General features: G+C 58.4%; 16 protein-coding genes and 1 pseudogene. 13 read left to right on the top strand and 4 right to left on the bottom strand.

Features of this window, described 5'->3' with window-relative positions:
• Positions 1 to 349 precede the first annotated feature (349 nt).
• Positions 350 to 580: pseudogene (locus P3T20_RS36710) on the top strand (transposase); the annotation flags it as partial.
• A 175-nt stretch (positions 581 to 755) separates the two neighbouring features.
• Here the strand turns inward: P3T20_RS36710 and dmpG are convergent.
• From dmpG to P3T20_RS36725, 3 genes are read right to left on the bottom strand one after another with little or no spacing between them, the layout of a single operon-like run.
• Positions 756 to 1,796, bottom strand: coding sequence for a 4-hydroxy-2-oxovalerate aldolase (dmpG, locus tag P3T20_RS36715; RefSeq protein ID WP_074296360.1), 1,041 nt, complete (start codon positions 1,794 to 1,796; stop codon positions 756 to 758).
• Positions 1,793 to 2,752, bottom strand: a complete 960-nt coding sequence (locus tag P3T20_RS36720; RefSeq protein ID WP_074267559.1) for an acetaldehyde dehydrogenase (acetylating) — start codon at positions 2,750 to 2,752, stop codon at positions 1,793 to 1,795. The genes dmpG and P3T20_RS36720 overlap by 4 nt, the downstream gene beginning before the upstream one ends.
• Positions 2,753 to 2,775: 23 nt before the next feature.
• Positions 2,776 to 3,609, bottom strand: a complete 834-nt coding sequence (locus P3T20_RS36725) for an HpcH/HpaI aldolase family protein (RefSeq protein WP_083611633.1) — start codon at positions 3,607 to 3,609, stop codon at positions 2,776 to 2,778.
• A gap of 646 nt (positions 3,610 to 4,255) precedes the next feature.
• Between P3T20_RS36725 and P3T20_RS36730 the strand changes: the two genes are divergently transcribed.
• The 5 genes from P3T20_RS36730 to panB all read left to right on the top strand — a co-directional run bounded on the left by P3T20_RS36730 (position 4,256) and on the right by panB (position 9,053).
• Positions 4,256 to 5,203, top strand: coding sequence for a fumarylacetoacetate hydrolase family protein (locus tag P3T20_RS36730; protein ID WP_074267560.1), 948 nt, complete (start codon positions 4,256 to 4,258; stop codon positions 5,201 to 5,203).
• Positions 5,204 to 5,586: 383 nt separating this feature from the next.
• A complete protein-coding gene (locus P3T20_RS36735) occupies positions 5,587 to 6,477 on the top strand; it encodes a helix-turn-helix domain-containing protein (RefSeq protein WP_253190078.1) in 891 nt (296 codons plus the stop codon).
• Between the two features lie 203 nt (positions 6,478 to 6,680).
• The gene (locus P3T20_RS36740) at positions 6,681 to 6,965 is read left to right on the top strand and encodes a DUF4148 domain-containing protein (protein WP_074267562.1); all 285 of its coding nucleotides are present in this window, start codon (positions 6,681 to 6,683) and stop codon (positions 6,963 to 6,965) included.
• Between the two features lie 402 nt (positions 6,966 to 7,367).
• A complete protein-coding gene (locus P3T20_RS36745) occupies positions 7,368 to 8,111 on the top strand; it encodes an SDR family oxidoreductase (protein ID WP_074267563.1) in 744 nt (247 codons plus the stop codon).
• Positions 8,112 to 8,225: 114 nt separating this feature from the next.
• Entirely contained in the window at positions 8,226 to 9,053 is an 828-nt protein-coding gene (gene panB, locus P3T20_RS36750; protein WP_074267564.1) for a 3-methyl-2-oxobutanoate hydroxymethyltransferase, read from the top strand.
• Positions 9,054 to 9,812: 759 nt separating this feature from the next.
• Here panB and P3T20_RS36755 read toward each other — a convergent pair.
• The gene (locus P3T20_RS36755; protein WP_074267566.1) at positions 9,813 to 10,763 is read right to left on the bottom strand and encodes a LysR family transcriptional regulator; all 951 of its coding nucleotides are present in this window, start codon (positions 10,761 to 10,763) and stop codon (positions 9,813 to 9,815) included.
• A gap of 105 nt (positions 10,764 to 10,868) precedes the next feature.
• On the opposite strand from P3T20_RS36755, the gene P3T20_RS36760 reads away from it, so the two are divergent.
• The 7 genes from P3T20_RS36760 (at position 10,869) to P3T20_RS36790 (ending at position 20,852) form a co-directional block, all read left to right on the top strand.
• Positions 10,869 to 11,888 (top strand): zinc-dependent alcohol dehydrogenase family protein, encoded by a 1,020-nt coding sequence (locus P3T20_RS36760; RefSeq protein ID WP_171991643.1) that lies wholly within the window; start codon positions 10,869 to 10,871, stop codon positions 11,886 to 11,888.
• Between the two features lie 559 nt (positions 11,889 to 12,447).
• Positions 12,448 to 13,281: an AraC family transcriptional regulator gene (locus P3T20_RS36765; RefSeq protein WP_367117612.1), complete on the top strand. Its 834-nt coding sequence runs from the start codon at positions 12,448 to 12,450 to the stop codon at positions 13,279 to 13,281.
• Between the two features lie 477 nt (positions 13,282 to 13,758).
• Positions 13,759 to 15,369, top strand: a complete 1,611-nt coding sequence (locus P3T20_RS36770) for an MFS transporter (protein ID WP_074269327.1) — start codon at positions 13,759 to 13,761, stop codon at positions 15,367 to 15,369.
• An 11-nt stretch (positions 15,370 to 15,380) separates the two neighbouring features.
• Positions 15,381 to 16,457 carry an HlyD family secretion protein gene (locus tag P3T20_RS36775; protein ID WP_074267567.1) on the top strand — a complete coding sequence of 359 codons (1,077 nt, stop codon included), beginning with the start codon at positions 15,381 to 15,383 and terminating at the stop codon, positions 16,455 to 16,457.
• Entirely contained in the window at positions 16,457 to 18,058 is a 1,602-nt protein-coding gene (locus P3T20_RS36780) for an efflux transporter outer membrane subunit (RefSeq protein WP_083611635.1), read from the top strand. Before P3T20_RS36775 ends, P3T20_RS36780 begins: the two co-directional genes overlap by 1 nt.
• Before the next feature lie 116 nt (positions 18,059 to 18,174).
• Positions 18,175 to 18,630: a (2Fe-2S)-binding protein gene (locus tag P3T20_RS36785; RefSeq protein ID WP_074267569.1), complete on the top strand. Its 456-nt coding sequence runs from the start codon at positions 18,175 to 18,177 to the stop codon at positions 18,628 to 18,630.
• Positions 18,627 to 20,852, top strand: a complete 2,226-nt coding sequence (locus P3T20_RS36790; RefSeq protein WP_074267570.1) for a xanthine dehydrogenase family protein molybdopterin-binding subunit — start codon at positions 18,627 to 18,629, stop codon at positions 20,850 to 20,852. Before P3T20_RS36785 ends, P3T20_RS36790 begins: the two co-directional genes overlap by 4 nt.
• Positions 20,853 to 20,864 lie beyond the last annotated feature (12 nt).

Raw genomic sequence — 20,864 nt, forward strand, 5'->3', positions numbered from 1 at the left:
AGAACATCAAGCTTCTCCAGGACCGCGACAACATCAAGGTCGTGATGAAGGACGGGGTCTACTACAAGCGGCTCATCCCGACACCCGGCATGTAGCAGGCGAACTGTTAACGTGTTCAAGGTGGTTCAGGGGAATACGTAGAACCTCGTGATTCCTTTTCTCTACAGCGGGGCGATCCATCACCGGATCGCCCGTTGCGGTTTCGCATGTCTCACTGCTGGAGCGTCCCCTGAAAGGGCGCGCACTGACGAACGTTCTAGAAGCGGTTTAATTGGATCATGCGTAAACGTCCGACCATGCCTGTACTCGACCGCACAACGGACATCGAAGTGCTGAACGGGATTGGCAGCATGTCGGTCACTTATTCTCCCAAGGCTCGCAGCAGCGGTTTGAGCGCCCCGCGCGGGATCCGCGGGACGTACTGAAGGCGATTCTTTGGGTCATAGCCTGCAACGAGAAGCGGCACAGGTTACCGGCTAACTTTCCGCCGTTACAGACGTGCTATATCAAATGGGTCCAATGGAGACGCGCCGGTCTTATGTCCAAAGCGCTTGATGAATTGGAGGTTGAGGATATCTGAACGGCGGCAGCGGCGTCACGTGGATCTTCGCGGCCGCCTCGCCCGTGCCAGCGTGTTGATATCGGCGACCGCGCCATCACACGCATTGCCAGAAAGCGCCATCATTTCGATGGGGTGGATTGGTGAGGGGCTCCGGGATTGATCACTCCAGGAGCCCCTCACTGGCATAGCAATCCTAACCGTGCTGGGCGACAGGGCGAGCATCCCGTCGAAGCAGATCCAGGGCTGCATCCACGATCATGTCTTCCTGTCCCCCCACCATTTTCCGGCGGCCAAGTTCGACGAGGATGTCGACCGTCTTCAGGCCGTATTTGGCGGCTGCGAGCTCTGCGTGGCGCAGGAAGCTCGAATAGACGCCTGCGTAACCCAGCGCGAGCGTTTCTCTGTCCACGCGCACGGGGCGGTCCTGCAACGGTCGGACGAGATCGTCGGCGGCGTCCATCAGCTTGTACAGATCACAACCGTGGTTCCAGCCTTGACGCTCCACGGCGGCAATGAACACCTCGAGCGGTGCGTTACCCGCCCCCGCACCCATCCCGGCTAGACTTGCGTCGACGCGGTCGCAGCCCTCTTCTACGGCAACGATCGAATTCGCCACGCCAAGGCTCAAATTGTGGTGTGCATGCATCCCCGTCTGTGTCTCGGGCTTGAGCACATCCTTAAATGCACGGAACCGGTCGCGAATATCGTTCATACCAAGTGCGCCGCCCGAGTCCACGACGTAGACGCAGGTTGCGCCATAGCTTTCCATCAGCTTTGCCTGCTCGGCAAGCTTTTGAGGCGTCGTCATGTGGCTCATCATCAGAAAGCCGACCGGATCCATGCCTAGTTCGCGCGCGAATTCAAGGTGCTGGCGCGAGACATCTGCCTCTGTGCAATGCGTAGCGACCCGTACGATGCGGGCGCCCGCATCGTATGCGTTGCGAAGATCGTGCGTGGTGCCAATGCCAGGAATCAGCAGCGTAGCAATCTTCGCAGTCTTCACACTCTCAGCGGCCGCCGAAATCCATTCTACGTCGCTATGTGCGCCGAATCCATAGTTGAAGCTTGAGCCGTCAATGCCGTCGCCATGCGCAACTTCCATGCTGTCGACGCCAGCTGCATCAAGAGCGGCTGCAATTGACCTGACATTAGCGACGCTATATTGATGCCGGATGGCGTGGCTGCCGTCGCGCAGCGTCACGTCGGAAATGTAGATCTTTTTGTTGAGAGTCATTGTGCAGCCTCCTTGATGCCGCGTGTGATGCCTGAAGCCAGCCGACGTTGTGCCACCAGATCGCCGCAGGCGAGGGCGGCGGAGGTCATGATGTCGAGGTTGCCGGCGTACGAAGGCAGATAATGTGCTGCTCCTTCGACTTCGAGAAACACCGAAGTCTTCAGGCCGTGTACCAGACCGACATCGGGAATGTTCAACGGTTTATCAGCAGGAATCACGTCGAACTGCACCTGCTGTTTAAGTCGATAACCTGGCACGTAGCTCTGCACCTTTGCGATCATCTTCTCAATGCTCTCCTGGATGGCTTGTTGATCGACCATTTCGGAGAGGACGAACACAGTATCTCGCATGATGAGCGGCGGCTCGGCCGGATTGAGAACGATGATCGCCTTCCCACGCGTTGCACCGCCGAGCTTCTCGATCGCGCTGCGCGTGGTCTCAGTGAATTCGTCGATATTGGCACGAGTGCCCGGCCCCGCCGACTTGCTCGCAATCGACGCGACGATTTCCGCGTAGTGAACCTTTGCAACGCGTGAGACAGCCGCAACGATTGGAATGGTGGCTTGCCCGCCGCATGTCACCATGTTCATGTTCGTCGCGTTTTCCTCTTCCAGATTGATGGCGGGAATGACGTATGGGCCGATAGCGGCGGGAGTCAGGTCAATCACCTGCACACCGCGCGCCTGTAGCACTTCATTGTGGTGTTTATGTGCACCGGCGGAAGTCGCATCGAAGACAATGTCGATATCCTTGAATACATCGAGGGCCAGCAAGCCGTCAATACCTTCGGCGGTTGTCGCCACGCCCAGACGAGATGCACGTGCGAGGCCGTCTGAATTGGGATCGACGCCAACCATTGCACCCATTTCCAGATACTTACTGTTTCGTATTACCTTGATCATCAGATCGGACCCGATGTTGCCGGACCCGATGATCGCTACTTTCGTCTTGGTCATTGCGTATAACTCCTTGCTAGTGATCAGTTCTGGATGCGCCCGGTAGCCTGAGCGGTGGATCGAACGTCTTGAACGAGGTTGCTGAGGGCGAAACCGATGTGTGCTGTGTCAACGCCGATCGCTACGAACCTCGCGCCACAATCGAGCCAGGTTTTTGCCACCGTTGCCGTGGGCGAGAAAACCCCCGGCGCGACGCTGGCCTCAAGGGCGTGGTTAATCGTCGTGGTAATTGCTGCACGCACCGTTTCATGATTGATTTGTCCGGGCACTCCCAGTGCATGGGACAGGTCGACCGGACCCAGGAAGATGCCGTCGAGATCGGCGATGCCCATGATGCTGTCAAGTGCTGCCAGTCCCCCGGCGCCTTCAATCATCAGGAGAACGGCGGTTTCGTCGTTTGCCGTCTCAAACCAACGTGGAGAGCAACCATAGCCGCCAGCTCGCACCCAGGGGTTGGCGCCACGCGAACCTTGCGGCGCGAAGCGGGCGGCTCGTACCGCTTGTGTTGCCTCTTGCATTGACCCGATCTGGGGGACCAGCACGCCTGCCGCACCTGCGTCGAGCGCCGCACCGATGAGAGAGGCATCATTGCATCGCACGCGGACAATAGGAAAAATGCCGTAGGCCCGTGCTGCGAGGATCAAAGCGGGTAGCGTTTCGGTTCCAAAGCTGCCATGTTCTGTATCCAGAATGATGCCGTCGAATCCGGACTGAGCAGCGATTTCAACGAGCTCGACCGCCGGGATGATGGAGAAAAGCGCGAGAAAAGGCTCGCGTTTGCGAAGGCGAACACGAAGATTTGTCTCCCGGTGCACGGAAGAAGCGGAATCACCGCCATTTGGACGGTCCGCTGTCACAGCGGCCCTCCAGTTTCTGGAGTTCCAAGGTCAGTTTCTAGCGCGAACGGGTAGGTCCGGAGCGCCGCGTCGAGAATTCGCGGGTTAGGGGTATTCGCAAAACATGGCACGTTGGCCAAGCGACCGACGCGTCGATGAACGTGCGCCTCGCCAAAATCAAGCTTCTCCATATCACACGCTCTCCTTGAATCCATCTGGTCTCGCCCGATCAGAATTGGGCAAATGGTTTCACCAAAATGTCCATTGGTTGCACCAATGTAGTCCTTGGTACACCCCGTTGTCAACTACTTGGTTTCAATCCAGAGGCATGGAAACTAAAGAATTACTGTGCTGCACTGCACTTCGATGCGCCCCGTAGTCGCGGCCTTGGCGGACATTTCTGCCTAGGCAAACCGAATCTGGGGCAAACGTCGATCCGTGCCCGGCTATGGGATGGGACGCCGTTTTCCAGTGACCTTGGTGCCTGGTGGGACGTTCCGTCCTCCCGTGCGAAATCGGAATTGGCGGTCCGAAAGTGGGGAAGGGAAGTGCGATGCTGATGCATTTTTGGTTGAACCAAAGACGTTAATGGTATAACCTTGGTTTCGAGGGCGAGATGTCGCCATCACCAATGAACACGGTTACCCCCCAAGAGCAAAGGATAAAGATGAAGATCGTTAATTTCACAGTCGACGGCCAGCGTCGACTTGGTTTTCTGGTCGACGACAAGATTGTCGATCCGCTAGCGACCAAGATTGGAGCAAGATCGGAGAACAGCGCTCTGTTGGCTGATACCTCTAGCTTCATTCGTTCCGGCGCGGCTGGCCGGGAAGTGGCGAACGCAATTGTGGGTTCGGGCGAGGGCAGGCATTCGCTTGGTGACGTGCGATTGACCTCGCCGATTTTGCCTTCGACTATTCTCTGCAGTGGTAGCAACTATCGCGCGCACAACGCCGAAAAGGTGGGCGCTCCTATCAGCGGCAAAGAACCCGAGTTTTTTGTGATGACGTCGGACTGCGTGGTAGGACCGGATGAGCCGATCGTCTACGACCCCGAACTTACACAGAAGCTCGATTGCGAAACCGAACTGGCTATTGTCATCGGTCGGGAGGGTCGACACATTCCGGTTGAAAAGGCGCTTGATTACGTTTTCGGCTATACGGTCGCCAACGACGTCACCGCCCGGGATCGGCAGGTTCGCCAATCGCCTGAAGGTTTCACGTGGTACGAAGTAGGTCGTGGCAAAGCCTTCGACAGTAGTTCGCCGCTAGGACCGTCCATTGTCACTGCTGATGAGATCGGCGATCCGCAGACCCTGATGCTGCGTACCCGGATCAATGGAGAGTTGCGTCAATCAAGCCCGACTTCAGACATGATCTGGACGTGCGCAGACCTGATTCATTTCTTCTCGATCAACTTCACTCTGCGTCCCGGTATGGTCATCCTGACCGGAACGCCCGCAGGCACAGCCTGGTCAACCGACGCCGAACTCGGCGGAAAGTGGCAAGGTCAGGAGGGATTGGTTGCGGCGACACGCTATTGCTTGCCAGGCGATGTCATCGAAAATGAAATCGATCGTATCGGCGTTCTGAGGAATGAGGTCGTTCACATCTAAACGCTTCGCGCTGAAATTCAAGAACAGCCAGATTTTGGCTGTTCGGCGCGGAAAGCAGTGTTTTTTCTCACATAGCTGAAGGTGGCGGAGTTGCCGGTCGCTCGCTGCATTGAGGTTACCCGTAAAGCGGTGCGGTGCAGATTGGCGACATCCGCCCCGCACATGGTCCGCATCGGACCCCTGGCACTGTTCGAGGTGGTGATGCCATCTCGATCACGTCGGCGATGAACGGCAGAGCTGAAGTGACAGGCTGCACTTCGCTTCATCTGAAATGGAAACAGGCAACATCACGTTGGACCGATCTGCCGTAGAAATTAGGAATACTGAAGCAAAAGTGAAGAATTGATAGGCGTTAACCAATTGTGAAACTACTGTAGGAGACGATGATGCCCGAGACATTTGCCATGCACGAAGGAGCGTTCGGTCGCATTTCGCTGCTGCCACTGCGCACGGGATTGGTTTCCCACGCGCACTCGGAAGCGCATATCGTCTGGTGGCTCGGCGGCGCCGACGCTGAGGCGAGGATAGGTACGCAGGTTTTCCGCTTTAGCGAAACGCATGCGGTTGCGGTTAAGCCATTCGAACAGCACGACGGGAAGCTTTTGTCGTCAAGTTCGCCAGCCGTTTTCCTTTCGGTGTATATCAATAAAGAGTGGTTGGACAAAAGGGCCGCGATAACAGGTAGGCCGTTCGTGTTTACCTCCCCTCGTATTGCCATCAGTCCCGAGTTGCGCGCCAGTCTCTGGAAGGTCTTGGACCTGATAATGTTCCATCCGGAGCTACAAGAGAAGATTGAGGTCGCAGCAGAGGAGCTCATTAGTGGTTCAATCCAGACATCGCTGGTTGCACACTCACCGGGTCCGTTGACTGCGGGCGTCCCGCTGCTCAGTCGCAAGTTGAGGTTGGCAATAGTGCTTATGCGCGAAAGAGTTGATGTGCGCACTACAATCGACGAGATTGCGAGCGAGGCAGGATTGTCGAGAGCACGACTGTTTGCGCTATTCCGCGACCAACTCAACACTACACCGCAGGTGTTCTGGAGCGCAATTCGCCTTGAAGAGGCGATTCGTAAGCTGGCGATCGGAGATGTACCCTTGATAAACGTCGCCGATGAACTGGGATTCTCTGCGGCTAGCAATTTTTCACGCTTTTTCAAGGAGCATACTGGCGTTTCGCCTTCTGACTACAGGCGCGCAGCGACAGCTCCGCGTGCTGGTATGGCGTGCGACGCCATTGGGAAATTGCTGTACTTTGCGAACGAAAAATTCGCATGAAATTAGTGTTGCTTATTGTATCGATACCATAGCGTAGTAGGTCTGGAACGAAAGAGCTGGTTTGCTTGCGTTGGCGCGCAACTCCGTAACAGTGTTTTCCGCATTGTGGCGTTTATAAAAAAGATTCGGATATCTAAAATATAAATGAAAGTCCATGAACAAAGGTGTTCGTGGCAAGACCGGAAATACGGAGCTAATTTATCGTGAAGTCCCTCATGCAAGCCATTGTCGTTGCCGGCGTATTCGCCATCCCGGTTGCCTCCTTTGCCCAATCAAATGGTCCGCTCACCCGGGCGCAGGTTCGCGCCGAGTTGGTTGAGCTCGAACAAACTGGTTGGCGCCCAGGCCAGGGTCGAACTACCTATCCGGCGGAAATTCAGGCTGCTGAAGCCAAGGTGGCTGAGAAACACCGTTCGGAAGGGATCGGCGGCGGCGATGTGTCCGGTTCGTCGGAATCAGGGCCGTCAGCAGTGTCGAAGTCCAACTAGGACGCGTCGTACCTTTACCCGTTGCGTTTCAATTCCGGACGCCCAGTGAGGATGCCAAAAGTGTTTGACCTGAGCATGTAGTCTGGGCGCGCAGTACCCCTGCGCGCATTCCATCCACCCAGTGTGAATGATCCACTGCTGCGATGGTCTATCAGCTACGAGGCGGAAAATGCGGTGAAGCTATCGGGTCCGAATTTACACTTTGCGTTGACATAGGGAAAATTATTTCTGTCGAATCGGATTGTCGGTGTCGCGGGCGATCGGTCGATTGGGTCGACGCGATTGTCGCTAAACAAGTACACTCTTTCGCAGCTGCGATAGGGTAGAGATCAGTTAAGGCGGTGCGTGCTGCCTTATGCTCTACGTCGTCGCGTGGTCTTTCTTTCTTACGAAACTTCGAGCATGGGAAACAATCAACTATCCAACGTCACCCTCCAGAAAAGCCGGGTCGTCGTAGCGGGCGGCACCTCGGGAATTGGCTTTGCTGTGGCCGAAGCTGCGGCGCAAGCCGGAGCCGAGGTCATCATCGCATCAAGCAACCGTGAACGCGTCGCAGCTGCAGTGGACCGACTGCCTCAAGGCGCTCGCGGAGAGTCGCTCGACTTTACCGACGAGGCACAGGTGAGCGCGTTTTTCACGCGCGTCGGCGCATTCGACCACCTTGTCTACACGGCCGGTGAAGCGCTGCTCCTGCAAAACCTTGCCGATGTCAGCATTAAGGCTGCGCAGCAGGCTTTCGAAGTGCGCTATTGGGGTGCGCTCAAGGCCGTTAAATACGGGGCTTCGCTGATTCGCGCGGGTGGCTCTATCACGCTCACAAGCGGAGTGGCGTCGTCGCGCCCGCTGCCTGCCTGGGCGATCCCGTCGAGCATTCTTGGCGCGATCGAGTCACTGACTCGCACCCTGGCGGTCGAGCTTGCGCCGCTGCGAGTCAACGCCGTAGCGCCCGGTGTCTTGCGCACGGCCTTGTGGGACAATATGAGTGAAGCTGATCGCAATGGTCTTTATGATCACATCGCCGAAAAGATGCCTGTGCGAAGGGTTGGAGAGGCAAGCGACGTTGCTCGAACGTATCTTTACCTGATACAACAGGGTTTTAGCACGGGCCAGGTCATTATTGTCGATGGTGGCCACGTGCTGGTCTAACGGACGACCACGTACCTCGATCGGGCGTTCTCGTCGACGAAGGCCCTCATCAGCGTCGCACCCGGCAGTCCCATTCCGGCGTTGAAAAAATTTTCTTTAACGACAACATTTTAAATGACCGGCTATCTTCAAGAGAGCAAAAGCGCCGTGCGCAAGGCGACCACAGCACCAGCGCTGATGGACATGAAATTAGCCGGTGAGAAGATTGCGATGCTGACCTGCTATGACGCAAGCTTTGCTTCGATGATGGACCGCTGTGGAATCGATATGCTGCTGATTGGCGACTCCTTGGGCAACGTGTTGCAAGGCCAAACCACAACCTTGCCAGTTACCCTCGAAGATGTTGCGTATCACACGGCGTGTGTGTCCCGCGGAAATCGATCTGCGCTGGTAGCCGCTGATATGCCGTTCGGCACCTACGGGACGCCCGAGTCTGCGTTTGAAGGCGCTGTGAGATTGATGCAGGCGGGCGCACAAATGATCAAACTCGAAGGTGGTGCCTGGTTGGTCGAAACCGTGAAATTTTTAACGGAACGCAGCATACCCGTGTGTGCCCACCTTGGGTTGACACCGCAATCGGTTCACCGTCTTGGTGGGTTCAAGGTTCAGGCAAAGAAAGCTGAGGATGTCGAACGATTGAAAGCGGATGCAGTAGCACTCCAGGAGGCGGGCGCATCGTTGATGCTCATTGAAGCGATTCCGGCGACGGTGGGCAAAGAACTGACTGACCTGCTTCAAATACCGACCATCGGAATCGGCGCTGGTCCAGACTGTTCCGGTCAGGTCCTTGTAATGCACGACATGTTGGGAATATTTCCCGGCAAGACCGCTCGCTTCGTGCGTAACTTTATGGATGGAATGCCGAGTATCGAAGCTGCTATCGGCGCCTATATCAAGGCTGTCAAGTCGAGAGAATTCCCTGCGCCCGAACACTGCTTTTAGTCCGCATTCGGGATATTGTCAGTCGTTCCGCCACCAGACGGCGGGGCATCAATCCCGCCGCCGTCGCAATCCATGTTGAGGTTAGGTAGGGGTCTGGACTATGAACTACTGCACATTCGGCGCATGCTCGTCGCGACCAAAGTTCGGCTGCGCACTGGCGCTGGTCCCAGTCAGCTAGGACTCGGTCGCTTACACATCGTGCGTACGGCGGAGACCAGCTTGAAACGGCTCGATCGTGTACCGCGGCCGGGCCTGCCGTATCCGCACTGGATGCAACGCTTCCACGACCGTGACCGTTCCCGGCAGGTGCCACGAACTTTAGTTGTGACCGACGTTTCAACTCGATCACTCAACGGACAATCCTTTGAACGTGAGAAATAGATTCCGTGCGGTAGTTCGCTTTATCGATTCTTGTGCCGCTTTCTTTGAAGACATCGCTTTGCTGGGCTGGGGTTGCGAGCGCCTCGACGGTTGCTCCGACTCAGACTGGATCAGTAACCGCAACATAAGACAGCCCCGTGTTGCTCATAGTCTCAGTGTTGCACGACATGTCCCGCTCGCTCGACGAGGTGAACGTCGGATTGGCAAACCAGCGTTTTTAAAAGGCATTCGCGCCACCCGGTGCCAAGGCAGTGAGCTGGGACGTCGTGATGCGAGATTGGCGAGATCATCGCATTCCGCTTGCCGGTCTTCGCGCTCGTGAAGTCAGGCGGCCGCACGTACAGTAGTACCAGGAATGCCTGAGCTTGTGCGTGCAGATCAAGGCGAGTATGCCGGATCGGCAAGCTTGTTTGCCGGCTGCAGGGACGGTGGAATGGCGTCCAGCAGTGTGTCTATCACTACACGCAACTTGTACGGCAGGTAGCGCGTCCGGGGCCAGATAGCGTGCAACGGGACCATTACCGACGAGGCTTCACCGAGGACGCCGACGAGCGCACCCGACTGCAAATGTTCGTTCACCAGCCAATACGGGACGTGTGCAAGCCCAGCGCCATCGACAGCAGCGGCAGCTATCGCCCCGATGTCATCAAATCCAATCCTGTGTGCAATTTCCGTTTCCACCTTACGTCCAGTGGCGTCCGTCAGTGGCCATGGGAATATCCGACCCCCACGCATATAGTTGATGCCTCGGTGCGCGGTGAGATCGGCAAGGTCACGTGGCGTTCCGTTGCTCTCGAGATAGGCCGGTGACGCACAAAGTATCATGCGCTGCTCGCCGAGCCGGCGCGCCACAATCGCATCGCTGTCGGCGAGGAGACCGCTGCGTATTGCGAGATCGATGCCGTCGTCGACGAAGTCGACCAGGCGATCAGTGAAGATCCCTTCAAGCTGGAGTCGCGGATAGCGCTTTGCCAGACTTAGCAAAACGGGCGTCACGTGCAAACGACCGAAAACTACCGGCGCGCTTACCCGTATCCGACCTACCGGCTCGTCGCGCCCTGCTTCGAGGATTTGCTGCGCGGCGTTCAGCTCCTCCAGCGCACGGGCACAACGCTCGTAGAAGACCTGGCCGTCGTCAGTCAGGCTCTGGCTGCGCGTTGTTCGCACGAAGAGTCGGGACCCCAGCCGTGCCTCAAGTCGGGCGATTGATTTGCCTACTGCAGAGCGGGTCAGCCTCAATCGTGCCGCTGCCTGCGCGAAGCTTCCCGCTTCTACTGCAGCCACGAAGGCGCTAATTCCGGCCAGCCGATCATGTGAAACAGGTTCCACTTATTGGTTCCATTTTATCTGCATACTGCCGATCAATATGATGCACTCTGTAGTCCACAGAATCGTTATTCTGCGGCTGTCATCATGTTAATACGGAAGAACACCATGCCGCTCTCGATGCAACGTTGGCAATTGCCTGCTTATGGTCGCACAAATCTGCAACTGGCCGAAGTCGCTGTACCGGTGCCCGGCCCTAGTCAGGTGCTGGTGAAGGTACAGGCAATCGCATTGAACTACCGTGATCTGCGGATCACCCACGATGGGATGGGCATGCCATTGCCGTTGCCCTTCGTGCCAGCTTCCGACATGAGCGGTGAGGTTGTCGTGGTGGGACCGGGCGTCACCAGCTTCGCGGTGGGCGACGCGGTGATCAACACTTTCTTCTCCGGCTGGGTCGATGGCGTCCAGCCACAAACTAGCGTGATGTTCGGCGCGCCAGGGCCAGGCATGTTGTCCGAGTATGTCGTGCTCAACGAGGACTCGCTCGTGCTTGCTCCGCGTTCGCTGGACCCGGCTCAGGCTAGCACATTAACCTGCGCCGGCCTGACCGCCTGGTTTTCGCTGACCGAGAGTGCATCGACTCGTCCAGGCGACACCGTGGTTGTGATCGGAACCGGTGGCGTCGCCCTGTTCGCAGTGCAGATTGCGGCAGCACAGGGGGCACGCGTAATCGTGATTTCCGGCGACGACGACAAGTTGGAACGCGTCAGGCATCTGGGCGCCGCCTATGGCATCAATCGCAAGCGGACGCCGAACTGGGCCGCAACGGTGCGTGAGATCACTGGAGGACGCGGGGCAGACCACGTTGTGGAGTTGGCCGGTGGAGATAACTTCGGCCAGTCGATGCTGTCATTGACACAAGCTGGCCGTATATCGGTTATCGGCATTCTGCAGGGAGACGAGCTGCGGACCTCCGTTTTCCCGCTGCTGCAGGCGCGCGCCACGGTGCAGGGCATTGGAGTCGGGCCGCGCCGCGCACTAGAAGACCTGGTGCGCGCGGTTGACTGGCAAGAACTGAAACCTGTGATCGAGAAAACGTATCGGTTCGACCAGCTCCCAGCCGCGCTGGACCACTTGGAGCGAGGCTCGTTCGGTAAGCTCGTAGTAACCGGCCCCGGGGTTTGAGCCGACAGGTGAACTGGTGAAGCGCTCGCTTCTTTCAACAAACTCTCTGGTGATGCCCCGCTGTTCTGCCTCGTAGGCGGTTGCGTAATTACGCCAATGGCCGGCGCGAGAAACGCGCTGTCGCGTTTCGCCTCGAGGCTTTGATCTCCATCTCCGTGTAGGAAAGCCGCCGGGCGAATTCCTGACGTCCAGCAAACATGTCACCCGAGATGTTCAAAGTGGCCGTCCAGTCGCAGTCGCTGGGCGGCCTTTAGTTTTTACAGGCTAGCACGCGTGGATCCTGAAAAAGTGGACTGTCTGATAAGCGAGTGCTGGCAGAGTCACGGGAGCGTGCGAAAAAACCACGAATTCCGGATAAGGCCCGCTCACGGGCTCGACTGTTTGATAACCGATAGGACGCTGCGATAAGCCTGAAATCGCCCCCAGACCTAGAATGCATTCACAGGATTCGGACATGCTCTCTATCAAAGCGTAAAGGAAGAGCTGGCCACGCAGGAGACGACCGTGATGCCGGTCCACTGCCTCGGCAGTTGCCGGACGCCGTGCGTCGTTGCAGTTGATGCGTGAAATTTTCGATTCCGGCGACCTGCTTAGGAACAGCTACACTTTTCGCACTATGGAAATCTTTCGAACCATTGAGGATTGCCAACAATCTCCCCGAGAAATTGCGGCCCTGGCAAGCGACTATCTGCACGGCTATTATTTTCCGCCGCACCGCCACCTACGTGCGCAACTGATTCATGCGCTTAGTGGTGTCATGACGGTCATAAGCGAGCACGGGAGTTGGGTCGTACCCGCGGGACGTGCCGTGTGGATGCCGACTGGATCGGACCATGCCGTGCGCTTTTTTGGCGACGTCAGCATGCGCACGGTTTTTGTCGCCCCTGATGCCCGTCCCGGTCTTCCAGATGCGTGCGAGGTCATCGAAGTGTCCCCGTTCCTACGCGAGGCAATCGTCGCCGCGACGCGCGTACCGCTGGACTACGAGCTTGGGGGTAGGGATCACCGGGTCATGGAGCTGATTCTCGATGAGCTCGAAGCAGCGCCGCGGCTGCAATTGCACGTGCCCATGCCTCGAGACCCGCGACTCATGTGCTTGTGCGAGCAACTGATCGCAAGCCCTTCCGGACCCGTGATACTCGCAGATCTGGCCGCCGGAATCAACGTCAGCGAGCGAACCCTCGCCCGAATGTTCCATCGCGAACTTGGGATGAGCTTCGGGCAGTGGCTGCGCCGCATGCGGCTGTTGCTAAGCCTGCCATGTCTCGCTGCGGGCGCCTCGGTGTTGCAGGTCGCGATGGAGCATGGCTATGACAGTCCGAGCGCCTTCACCGCGATGTTCCGGCGCACGCTCGGGATCGCACCAACCGCTTATTTGAGCGGGCGGAAATGAATGAATTGAGGTTGGCCGAAAGGTGGCCGGCAAGACGAAGCGACATTGAATTTTTGCTTCTATTCCCGATACCTCGAAGGGGTGCATGCAGGCAGGCACGCCGATGTCTTAGGGCGTTTATGTTCCGACGGCAGCGCATTAACAGGCTGGCCACCTCATCGCAGGCCGATGCGGGTTGTTGCTGGTGAAGTACCCGGCTGAAGCGGGAAAATCTCTTTCAGAGCAGTTGTCCGTATCGCGACGATGGTTGGCATCCCTTGACGGTACGGTCAAATCAGGAATTGCTAGAGTACACAAACTGTTCCAAACACACCGGGTGTAAACCATGCCGAGTTTCTGTACATATTTTCTCACCACGCGTAGGTCGCGGTCCCGATGGGTCTGCAGCGCCGCTGCAGCTATGACAGCGATCTGCCCTACAACTGCTCGCCTAAGCGTGCCTTTCACGCTTGCGTGTGCGTTTGCGGATTCATCAGTATGACAACTGTCGAACTTCTGGCGCCCCCCGTGCCAAGCCCGCAGATGCCGGTGGCTGCTGCCGCGCCTGCGCCACCGGCCCCCGCTGCGCCCACGCCACCCGCTTTCGGACTACGGCTTGCGATCGGACTGGTGGGCGTACTGCTCGCTTCGTTTACCGCGGGGTTGAACGAACACGTCACCGACGTGGCAATGATCGACGTGCGTGGCGCGCTGTCGATTGGCCACGACGAGGGAACCTGGCTGACCGCGCTCTTTGAGGCCACCAACGTCACCGCCATGGCCTTCGCGCCCTGGTGCTCAGTGACCTTCTCGCTGCGACGTTTCACCATCGGCGCGGTCCTCGCTTTCGCATTGTTGGGCTTCCTTTGCCCGTTCGCCACCAATGTTGGAACGCTCGCGGTCCTGAGGGCGCTGCAGGGGCTTGCCGGTGGATGCCTGCCGCCCATGCTGATGACGGCGGCGCTTCGGTACCTGCCGCCCAACGTCAGACTTTATGGGCTTGCCAGCTATGCGCTCACCGCGACGTTCGGACCCAACCTGGGTACGCCGTTAGCCGCCTTGTGGACCGAATACGTCGGCTGGCACATGGTGTTCTGGCAGGTAGTGCCGCTGGGCCTCATGAGCAGCGCGGCGATCGCCTATGGTCTGCCGCAGGATCCGCTGAGGCTGGAACGCTTTCGCACATTCAACTGGGTCGGCTTGCTCACCGGTTTTCCTGCCATCTCGATGATGGTGATCGGGCTTAACCAGGGCGACCGGCTGGATTGGTTCAATTCGCCGCTGATCTGCCTGTTGCTCGTTGGAGGGGGGCTGCTGTTCTGTATGTTCCTGTTGAACGAGTGGTCGCACCCGCTGCCTTTTTTCCAGTTGCGGTTGTTGGCTCGACGCAATTTCACCCATTCGCTGATTACGCTTGCTGGCGTATTGGTGATCCTGTTGGCGGTGTCTGTCATTCCAGCCGACTATCTCACCGAGGTGCGTGGGTATCGGCCGCTGCAGATTGCACCACTGGCGCTGGTCGTCGCCCTGCCGCAGCTTGTCGCGCTACCGCTCACGGCGGCGATCCTCAACATCGAACGTGTTGATTGCCGCTGGGTGCTGGGGATTGGACTGACCCTGATCGCGCTCTCTTGTGCCCTCGGCACCTTCATGACGTCGGACTGGGTGCGCGAGAACTTCTACCTGCTCCAGGCGCTTCTAACGGTCGGCGAACCGATGGCCGTGATTCCGCTGCTACTGCAAACGACTACCGGACTGCCGCCAACCGAGGGCCCGTTTGCGTCGGCCATGTTCAACATGGTGAAGGGCTTTGCCGGGGCGATCGGCATCGGGCTGGTGGAAGGGCTTGGCACCGCGCGTGAACACTACCATTCCACGATGCTCGTCGACCAGTTGGGCGGCGCACCTTTGATCGCCGGACAGGCCGCCGATCACGCGGGGACGTTTACGCAACTGGCCAGCAGGATCCATGAGCAGGCGATCGTACTAATGTCGGCGGACCTCTATCTCGTCATGGCGGTCTTTGCCGCCGCCCTTGTGCTGCTCATTCCCATCGTGCCTGTGCGTGTCCGTCCGCCCCGCGCGCCCACCCAGACAACTTCTCGCTGAACACATCGAAAATGTCACAATCTACCCGACCATCCAGAAAGCCCGTCCTGCTTGGGGCCTTGGCCCTCCTATTAGCCGGCTGCGGCTGGGGCGGCACAAAGCTGCTCTCCCAACAACCCGTCGCTGAGTCGACAAACGACGCCTATGTCACCGCCGATTACACGCTTGTTGCACCGCGTGTTGCTGGCCAGATTGCCGAGGTTCTGGTCGACGACAACCAGGTGGTGAAAGCGGGCCAGCTTCTGGCGCGTATCGATGACCGCGACTATCGCGCCGCCCTTGCCAGTGCGCAGGGTGACCTGAATGTAGCCGCGGCCACCGTGGGTGATTTTGACGCGAAGATTGCGCAGCATCCCGCAGTCGTCGCACAGGCGCAAGCGACCTTGCACTCCGACGAAGCCGCCATTGACTTCGCGCGCGCCAACGCCACGCGCTATCGCAATCTTTCCGCTGGCGGCGCCGGCACGATGGAGGAGCAGCAGCACGCCGTGACCACGCTCGATCAGCAACAGGCTGACCACGATCGCGACAGTGCTGCGCTGCAAGCTGCCCAGCAGGATCTTGATATTCTGCGTGCGGGGCGCACCAGAGCGCTCGGCGAGTTGGCGCGCGCCCAGGCCGCGCTCGATCAGGCGAAGCTTAACCTTTCCTATACGGAAATCCGCGCACCGATAGACGGTATGGTCGGCCAGCGCTCGATCCGAGTTGGCGCAATCGTTGCTGCGGGTACGCCGTTGCTGGCCGTGGTACCGCTGTCACAGGCTTATGTCGTCGCCAACTTTCAGGAAAACCAGCTTGACCATATGCACCCGCATCAGCCGGCTCGCATCACAGTGGACAGCTTTCCGGGTCTTGTCTTGACCGGCCATGTCGACAGCGTTGCGCCGGCGACGGGTATCGCGTTCGCGCCGGTCGCGCCAGACAACGCAACGGGCAACTTCACCAAAATCGTGCAACGCATGCCGGTGAAGATCATCCTCGATCCGGGTCAGCCGGGCGTAGCCCGGTTGCGCGTGGGCCTTTCGGTCGAGCCGACGGTCGATGTCGCAGCAAGTGACACATCAGTTAAAGAGGCGGGGACAAACTGATGGCACACTCCTTGTCTATTCGGCCCGTTCTGCTAGCTCTGCTGTCAGGTGCCATGCTTGCGGGTTGCACGCTCGGACCGAATTTTCAGCGGCCCAATGTTTCAGCACCCAATGATTTCACCCGTGCCAACCAGGCTGAGGCGCCGAGCCGACCCGTCGAGGCCACGCTCGCGCCCGAGTGGTGGTCCCTGCTGGGAGACTCGGACCTGGTGGCATTGGAGTCGCGGCTCGCGACCGACAATCTCGACGTCAAGGCCGCCTCGGTTCGCCTGCTGGAGAGCCGCGCCGGGTTACGCATTGCAGGCGCGGAACTGTATCCGACGTTAAGCGGTGCTGCGTCTTACGACCGGGAGCGGGCGAGCCCGAATGGCATCTTTTCGCTGCTGGGCACCACTCCCGCAGGAGTGCAGCCCGAATCCGCGAATGGAGAAACCGCATTCGGTGTTTCCAGCTTACCTGGCTCGAGCGGATCGCCGCCCTACAACCTATGGCAGTACGGCTTCGATGCGTCTTACGAGCTGGACCTGTGGGGCCATGCGCGGCGCGGCGTGGAAGCAGCCAACGCGGCAGTGCAGGCCTCGGCTGAGGAACGCCGCGCTGTCCTGCTCTCCGCGCAAGCCGAACTTGCCCGTGACTATATCGAGTTACGAGCTACACAGACCCTGCTTGACATCACGAACCAGAATCTCGCGCTCGCCAACTCTACCGTCAAGCTGACACGATTGCGCATGACCGAGGGCGCTACGACCCCCCTCGATGTTGCCAACGCATCGGCGCAGGTTGCGTCGATCGAAGCGCGGCTGCCGCCGCTGCAGGCGCGCCGCGACGCACTTATCAACGCACTCAGCTTCCTGCTCGGCGAACAACCCGGTGCACTCGCACAGATGTTGGGAGCCCCGCGCGACATTCCATCGCTCCCGGCTCGTGCGCCGATCGGCTTTCCGTCGGAACTGGTACGACGCCGCCCCGACATCCGGCGTGCGGAAGCACAGTTGCATGCTGCAACTGCCGAGATTGGCGTTGCCCAGGCTGACTTCTATCCGCAGATCTCGCTCACGGGTAGTCTTGGTTCGCAGTCGCTTCAGCTTTCGAGTCTGGGTGACTGGGCTTCGCATCAGTTCGTCTTTGGTCCTTCCATTTCGATGCCCATTTTCCAGGGCGGAAGACTCAGGGGCACGCTCCAGTTGCGCAAGGCCCAGCAACAGGAAGCAGCGATCGGCTTCCAGCGTACGGTCTTGCAGGCGTGGCATGAAGTGGATGACGCATTGTCCGCCTACGATGCCGAGCAGCGCCGCCGTGATAATTTGAAGGAGGTGGTGCAGCAGGACCAGCTCGCGCTTTCGGTCGCGCAGCAACGGTATCGTGAGGGTGCCATTGATTTCCTCAACGTGCTCGCCGTACAGAAAGACCTGCTGGCCGCTCAAAGCGAGCTGGCGCAGAGTCAGGCGGACGCTGCAGTCAATCTTGTGACCCTGTACAAGGCCCTCGGTGGTGGTTGGGAAACGGCTTTCCCGGAGGATGCTTCATCCACTGCGGAGCACACCGGGTCAACGCCGCTGAAAACCGTTAGTACGGCAACCGGCGCATCAGCTCCGCAATGACCGCTGAAGTTGTGCACTTCCATCCAGCCCATCGCTGACGCAAATCCGTAAGCAGGCTGGCTCTTGGTTCCCATCCTGTGGCTCCCGCTTTCGTTTGAACAAACTTTGGAGAAGCAATGGTGTTCCTGCATGTCAATGGTACGGGCTACGAGCTGGATGTTCCAGGTGATATGCCGCTGCTTTGGGTGCTGAGAGACGTGATTGGTCTCACCGGAACCAAGTTCGGTTGTGGCATTGCCCAGTGCGGCGCGTGTACGGTTTATCTGGACGGCGACGTTGGCCGCGCTTGTGTGACCCCGGTGGCCACTCTGGCAAACCGCAAGGTCACCACCATCGAAGCCGTGGCCAACTCGCCTGTCGGGAAGCGGGTGCAACAGGCATGGCTTGACATTGATGTAGTGCAATGCGGTTATTGCCAGTCGGGACAGGTCATGTCAGCGGCCGCACTGCTTGGCCGCACCCCGAAACCGACGGACGCGGACATTGATGTTGCAATGGCAGGAAACATCTGTCGTTGTGGGACATACGAGCGGATTCGAGCAGCCATTCACCTGGCAGCGGAGGCGGCGTGATCGACGAGAACGGGGTCGAGTACAGCCGGCGTGCGTTTCTGAGGATTGGCGGCGGTGTTGGTTTAACCGTAGGCGGAATGCTCCTGTTTGGCGTTAGTTTGCCGGTAATTGCGGCTCCAGTATTGAGAGCGGGCAATCCGCTAGTTGATTCTTCCGATCTCACTGATACGCAGAGCGATTTCGTCCCGAATGTGTTTGTCCGTATTGCACGGGATGGACGTATCAGGCTGGTCATGCCTAAGGTGGAAATGGGGCAAGGTGTTTATACATCAATTCCGATGCTGATTGCTGAGGAACTCGAAGTATCTCTCGACAATGTCGAAATCGAGACCTCGCCTCCGGTTTCCGAGCTTTATACCGATCCGCTGCTAGGTGCGCAGATTACGGGGGGATCGAATTCAATACGCTATGCGTGGGAACCCCTGCGACGCGCGGGGGCCGCCGCACGAGTTTTGTTAATTCAGGCAGCGGCCAGTCAGTGGAAGGTGCCCCCTGAGAGCTGTCATGCTGAGAATGCGCGGGTCATTCATGGACCGACCGGCCGCACGCTGGAGTACCGGCAACTGGTTGAGATGGCTATGAGTTTGCCGATCCCGAAAGACCTCGCCAAGACCGTTACGCTGAAGGATCCGCGGCGGTTCCGCCTTATTGGCAGGCCAGTGAAACGCCTTGACTCCCCAGAGAAAGTTAATGGAAGCGCGGTATTTGGTATCGACGTCCGGGTTCCGGGGATGCTTTACGCGGTTTCTATTACAAGTCCGGTGGCCGGAGGTAAGGTCAAAGCGGTTGATGACCGGTTTGCCCGAAAAATCCCGGGTGTACGCCAGGTCGTTACGCTCGAACGCACTGTCGCGGTCGTCGGCGATCATACCTGGGCAGCAAAGCGAGGTCTCGAAGCCTTGGTGATCGAATGGGATGACGGCCCGAACGCGTCGCTCGATACACAGATACTGCAGCGGGATCTGCAAACGGCGGCATTGAGAAGCGGGGTCGTGTCGCGGCAGGTCGGTGATGTGGAGGAAGCGTTCGCCAAACACACCCTGCATTATGAGGCCGAGTACGGTCAGCCGTTCCTCGCACATGCTCCCATGGAGCCACTAAACTGCACAGTTCATGTCAGGCCGGACGGCTGTGACATATGGACCGGAACGCAAGTGCCGGTTTGGGCAGTGGACGCCGGCGTGAATTATACGGGCTTGCCGCGGGAGCGAATCGTCCTCCATAACCGGCTCCTTGGTGGGGGCTTTGGCCGGCGCAGCGAAGTGGACATTGTCATCCAGGCTTTGCAGATCGGGAAGCATGTGAATGCACCGCTCAAGCTTACGTGGATGCGGGAGGAAGACATTCGTCAATGTACGCTTCGGCCCATGTACCACGACAAGATCGCGGCTAGTCTCGACGAACACGGTTGGCCCGTAGGCTGGCGGCACACTGTGGCCGGCTCATCTGTACTTGCGCGTTTTCAGCCGACGTACTTCAAAGGCGGTCTTGACCGGGACGCCGTTGCCGTCGCTTCCGATCTGCCTTATGCGATACCCAATCAAAGGATCGAGTATGTCAGACAGGAGCCGCGTGGAATCGTCACCGGCTTCTGGCGTGGCGTAGGACCGGTACGAGGAACCTTTGTCGTTGAAAGTTTTATCGACGAACTGGCAGCGCGGGCAAAGACCGATCCCGTCGCTTATCGTCGGGCGCTGCTGTCGCCTACACCGCGTGCGCTTCATGTTCTCGATGTCGTCGCTCGTGAGGCGGGATGGGACCAACCCCTTGATGCCGGCGCCGGACGTGGGGTGGCAGTGATGCATGCGTTTGGCAGCTTTCTGTCTGCGGTCGTCGAAGCAGACGTTCGGAATAGCGAAGTCCACGTGCGGCGGGTAGTGATCGCTGTAGATTGCGGGCATGTAATCAATCCGGATACAGTCGACGCGCAGATTCGGGGAGGCGTGATTTTCGCCATCACTGCAGCGCTATATGGAGGCATCACAATCGATCGAGGTCGAGTCGTGCAAGGCAACTTCAATGACTATCGCATCTTGCGTATCCATGAAACACCTCGCATCGAAGTTCACGTAGTGCAGAGCAACGAATCGCCGGGCGGAATAGGTGAAGCAGGGTGTGCGGTTCTGGCGCCAGCCCTTATAAACGCCATCTTTTCAGCGACCGGCAAGCGCCTGCGTCACTTGTCAGTAGGAAACCAGCTGGCCGACGGCAACTTCGCTTGAGGACAATCGGTA

The organism is Paraburkholderia sp. GAS206C (assembly GCF_050435645.1).
GTDB lineage: Bacteria > Pseudomonadota > Gammaproteobacteria > Burkholderiales > Burkholderiaceae > Paraburkholderia > Paraburkholderia phenazinium_B.

What these genes read in the sequence shown, in the direction of transcription:
- P3T20_RS36745 (WP_074267563.1), top strand. Translation starts at nt 7,368, where the DNA reads ATGGGAAACAATCAACTATCCAACGTCACCCTCCAGAAAAGCCGGGTC.
- panB (WP_074267564.1), top strand. Translation starts at nt 8,226, where the DNA reads ATGACCGGCTATCTTCAAGAGAGCAAAAGCGCCGTGCGCAAGGCGACC.
- P3T20_RS36760 (WP_171991643.1), top strand. Translation starts at nt 10,869, where the DNA reads ATGCCGCTCTCGATGCAACGTTGGCAATTGCCTGCTTATGGTCGCACA.
- P3T20_RS36730 (WP_074267560.1), top strand. Translation starts at nt 4,256, where the DNA reads ATGAAGATCGTTAATTTCACAGTCGACGGCCAGCGTCGACTTGGTTTT.
- P3T20_RS36780 (WP_083611635.1), top strand. Translation starts at nt 16,457, where the DNA reads ATGGCACACTCCTTGTCTATTCGGCCCGTTCTGCTAGCTCTGCTGTCA.
- P3T20_RS36775 (WP_074267567.1), top strand. Translation starts at nt 15,381, where the DNA reads ATGTCACAATCTACCCGACCATCCAGAAAGCCCGTCCTGCTTGGGGCC.
- P3T20_RS36720 (WP_074267559.1), bottom strand. Translation starts at nt 2,752, where the DNA reads ATGACCAAGACGAAAGTAGCGATCATCGGGTCCGGCAACATCGGGTCC.
- P3T20_RS36785 (WP_074267569.1), top strand. Translation starts at nt 18,175, where the DNA reads ATGGTGTTCCTGCATGTCAATGGTACGGGCTACGAGCTGGATGTTCCA.
- P3T20_RS36765 (WP_367117612.1), top strand. Translation starts at nt 12,448, where the DNA reads ATGCGTGAAATTTTCGATTCCGGCGACCTGCTTAGGAACAGCTACACT.
- dmpG (WP_074296360.1), bottom strand. Translation starts at nt 1,796, where the DNA reads ATGACTCTCAACAAAAAGATCTACATTTCCGACGTGACGCTGCGCGAC.
- P3T20_RS36770 (WP_074269327.1), top strand. Translation starts at nt 13,759, where the DNA reads ATGACAACTGTCGAACTTCTGGCGCCCCCCGTGCCAAGCCCGCAGATG.
- P3T20_RS36735 (WP_253190078.1), top strand. Translation starts at nt 5,587, where the DNA reads ATGATGCCCGAGACATTTGCCATGCACGAAGGAGCGTTCGGTCGCATT.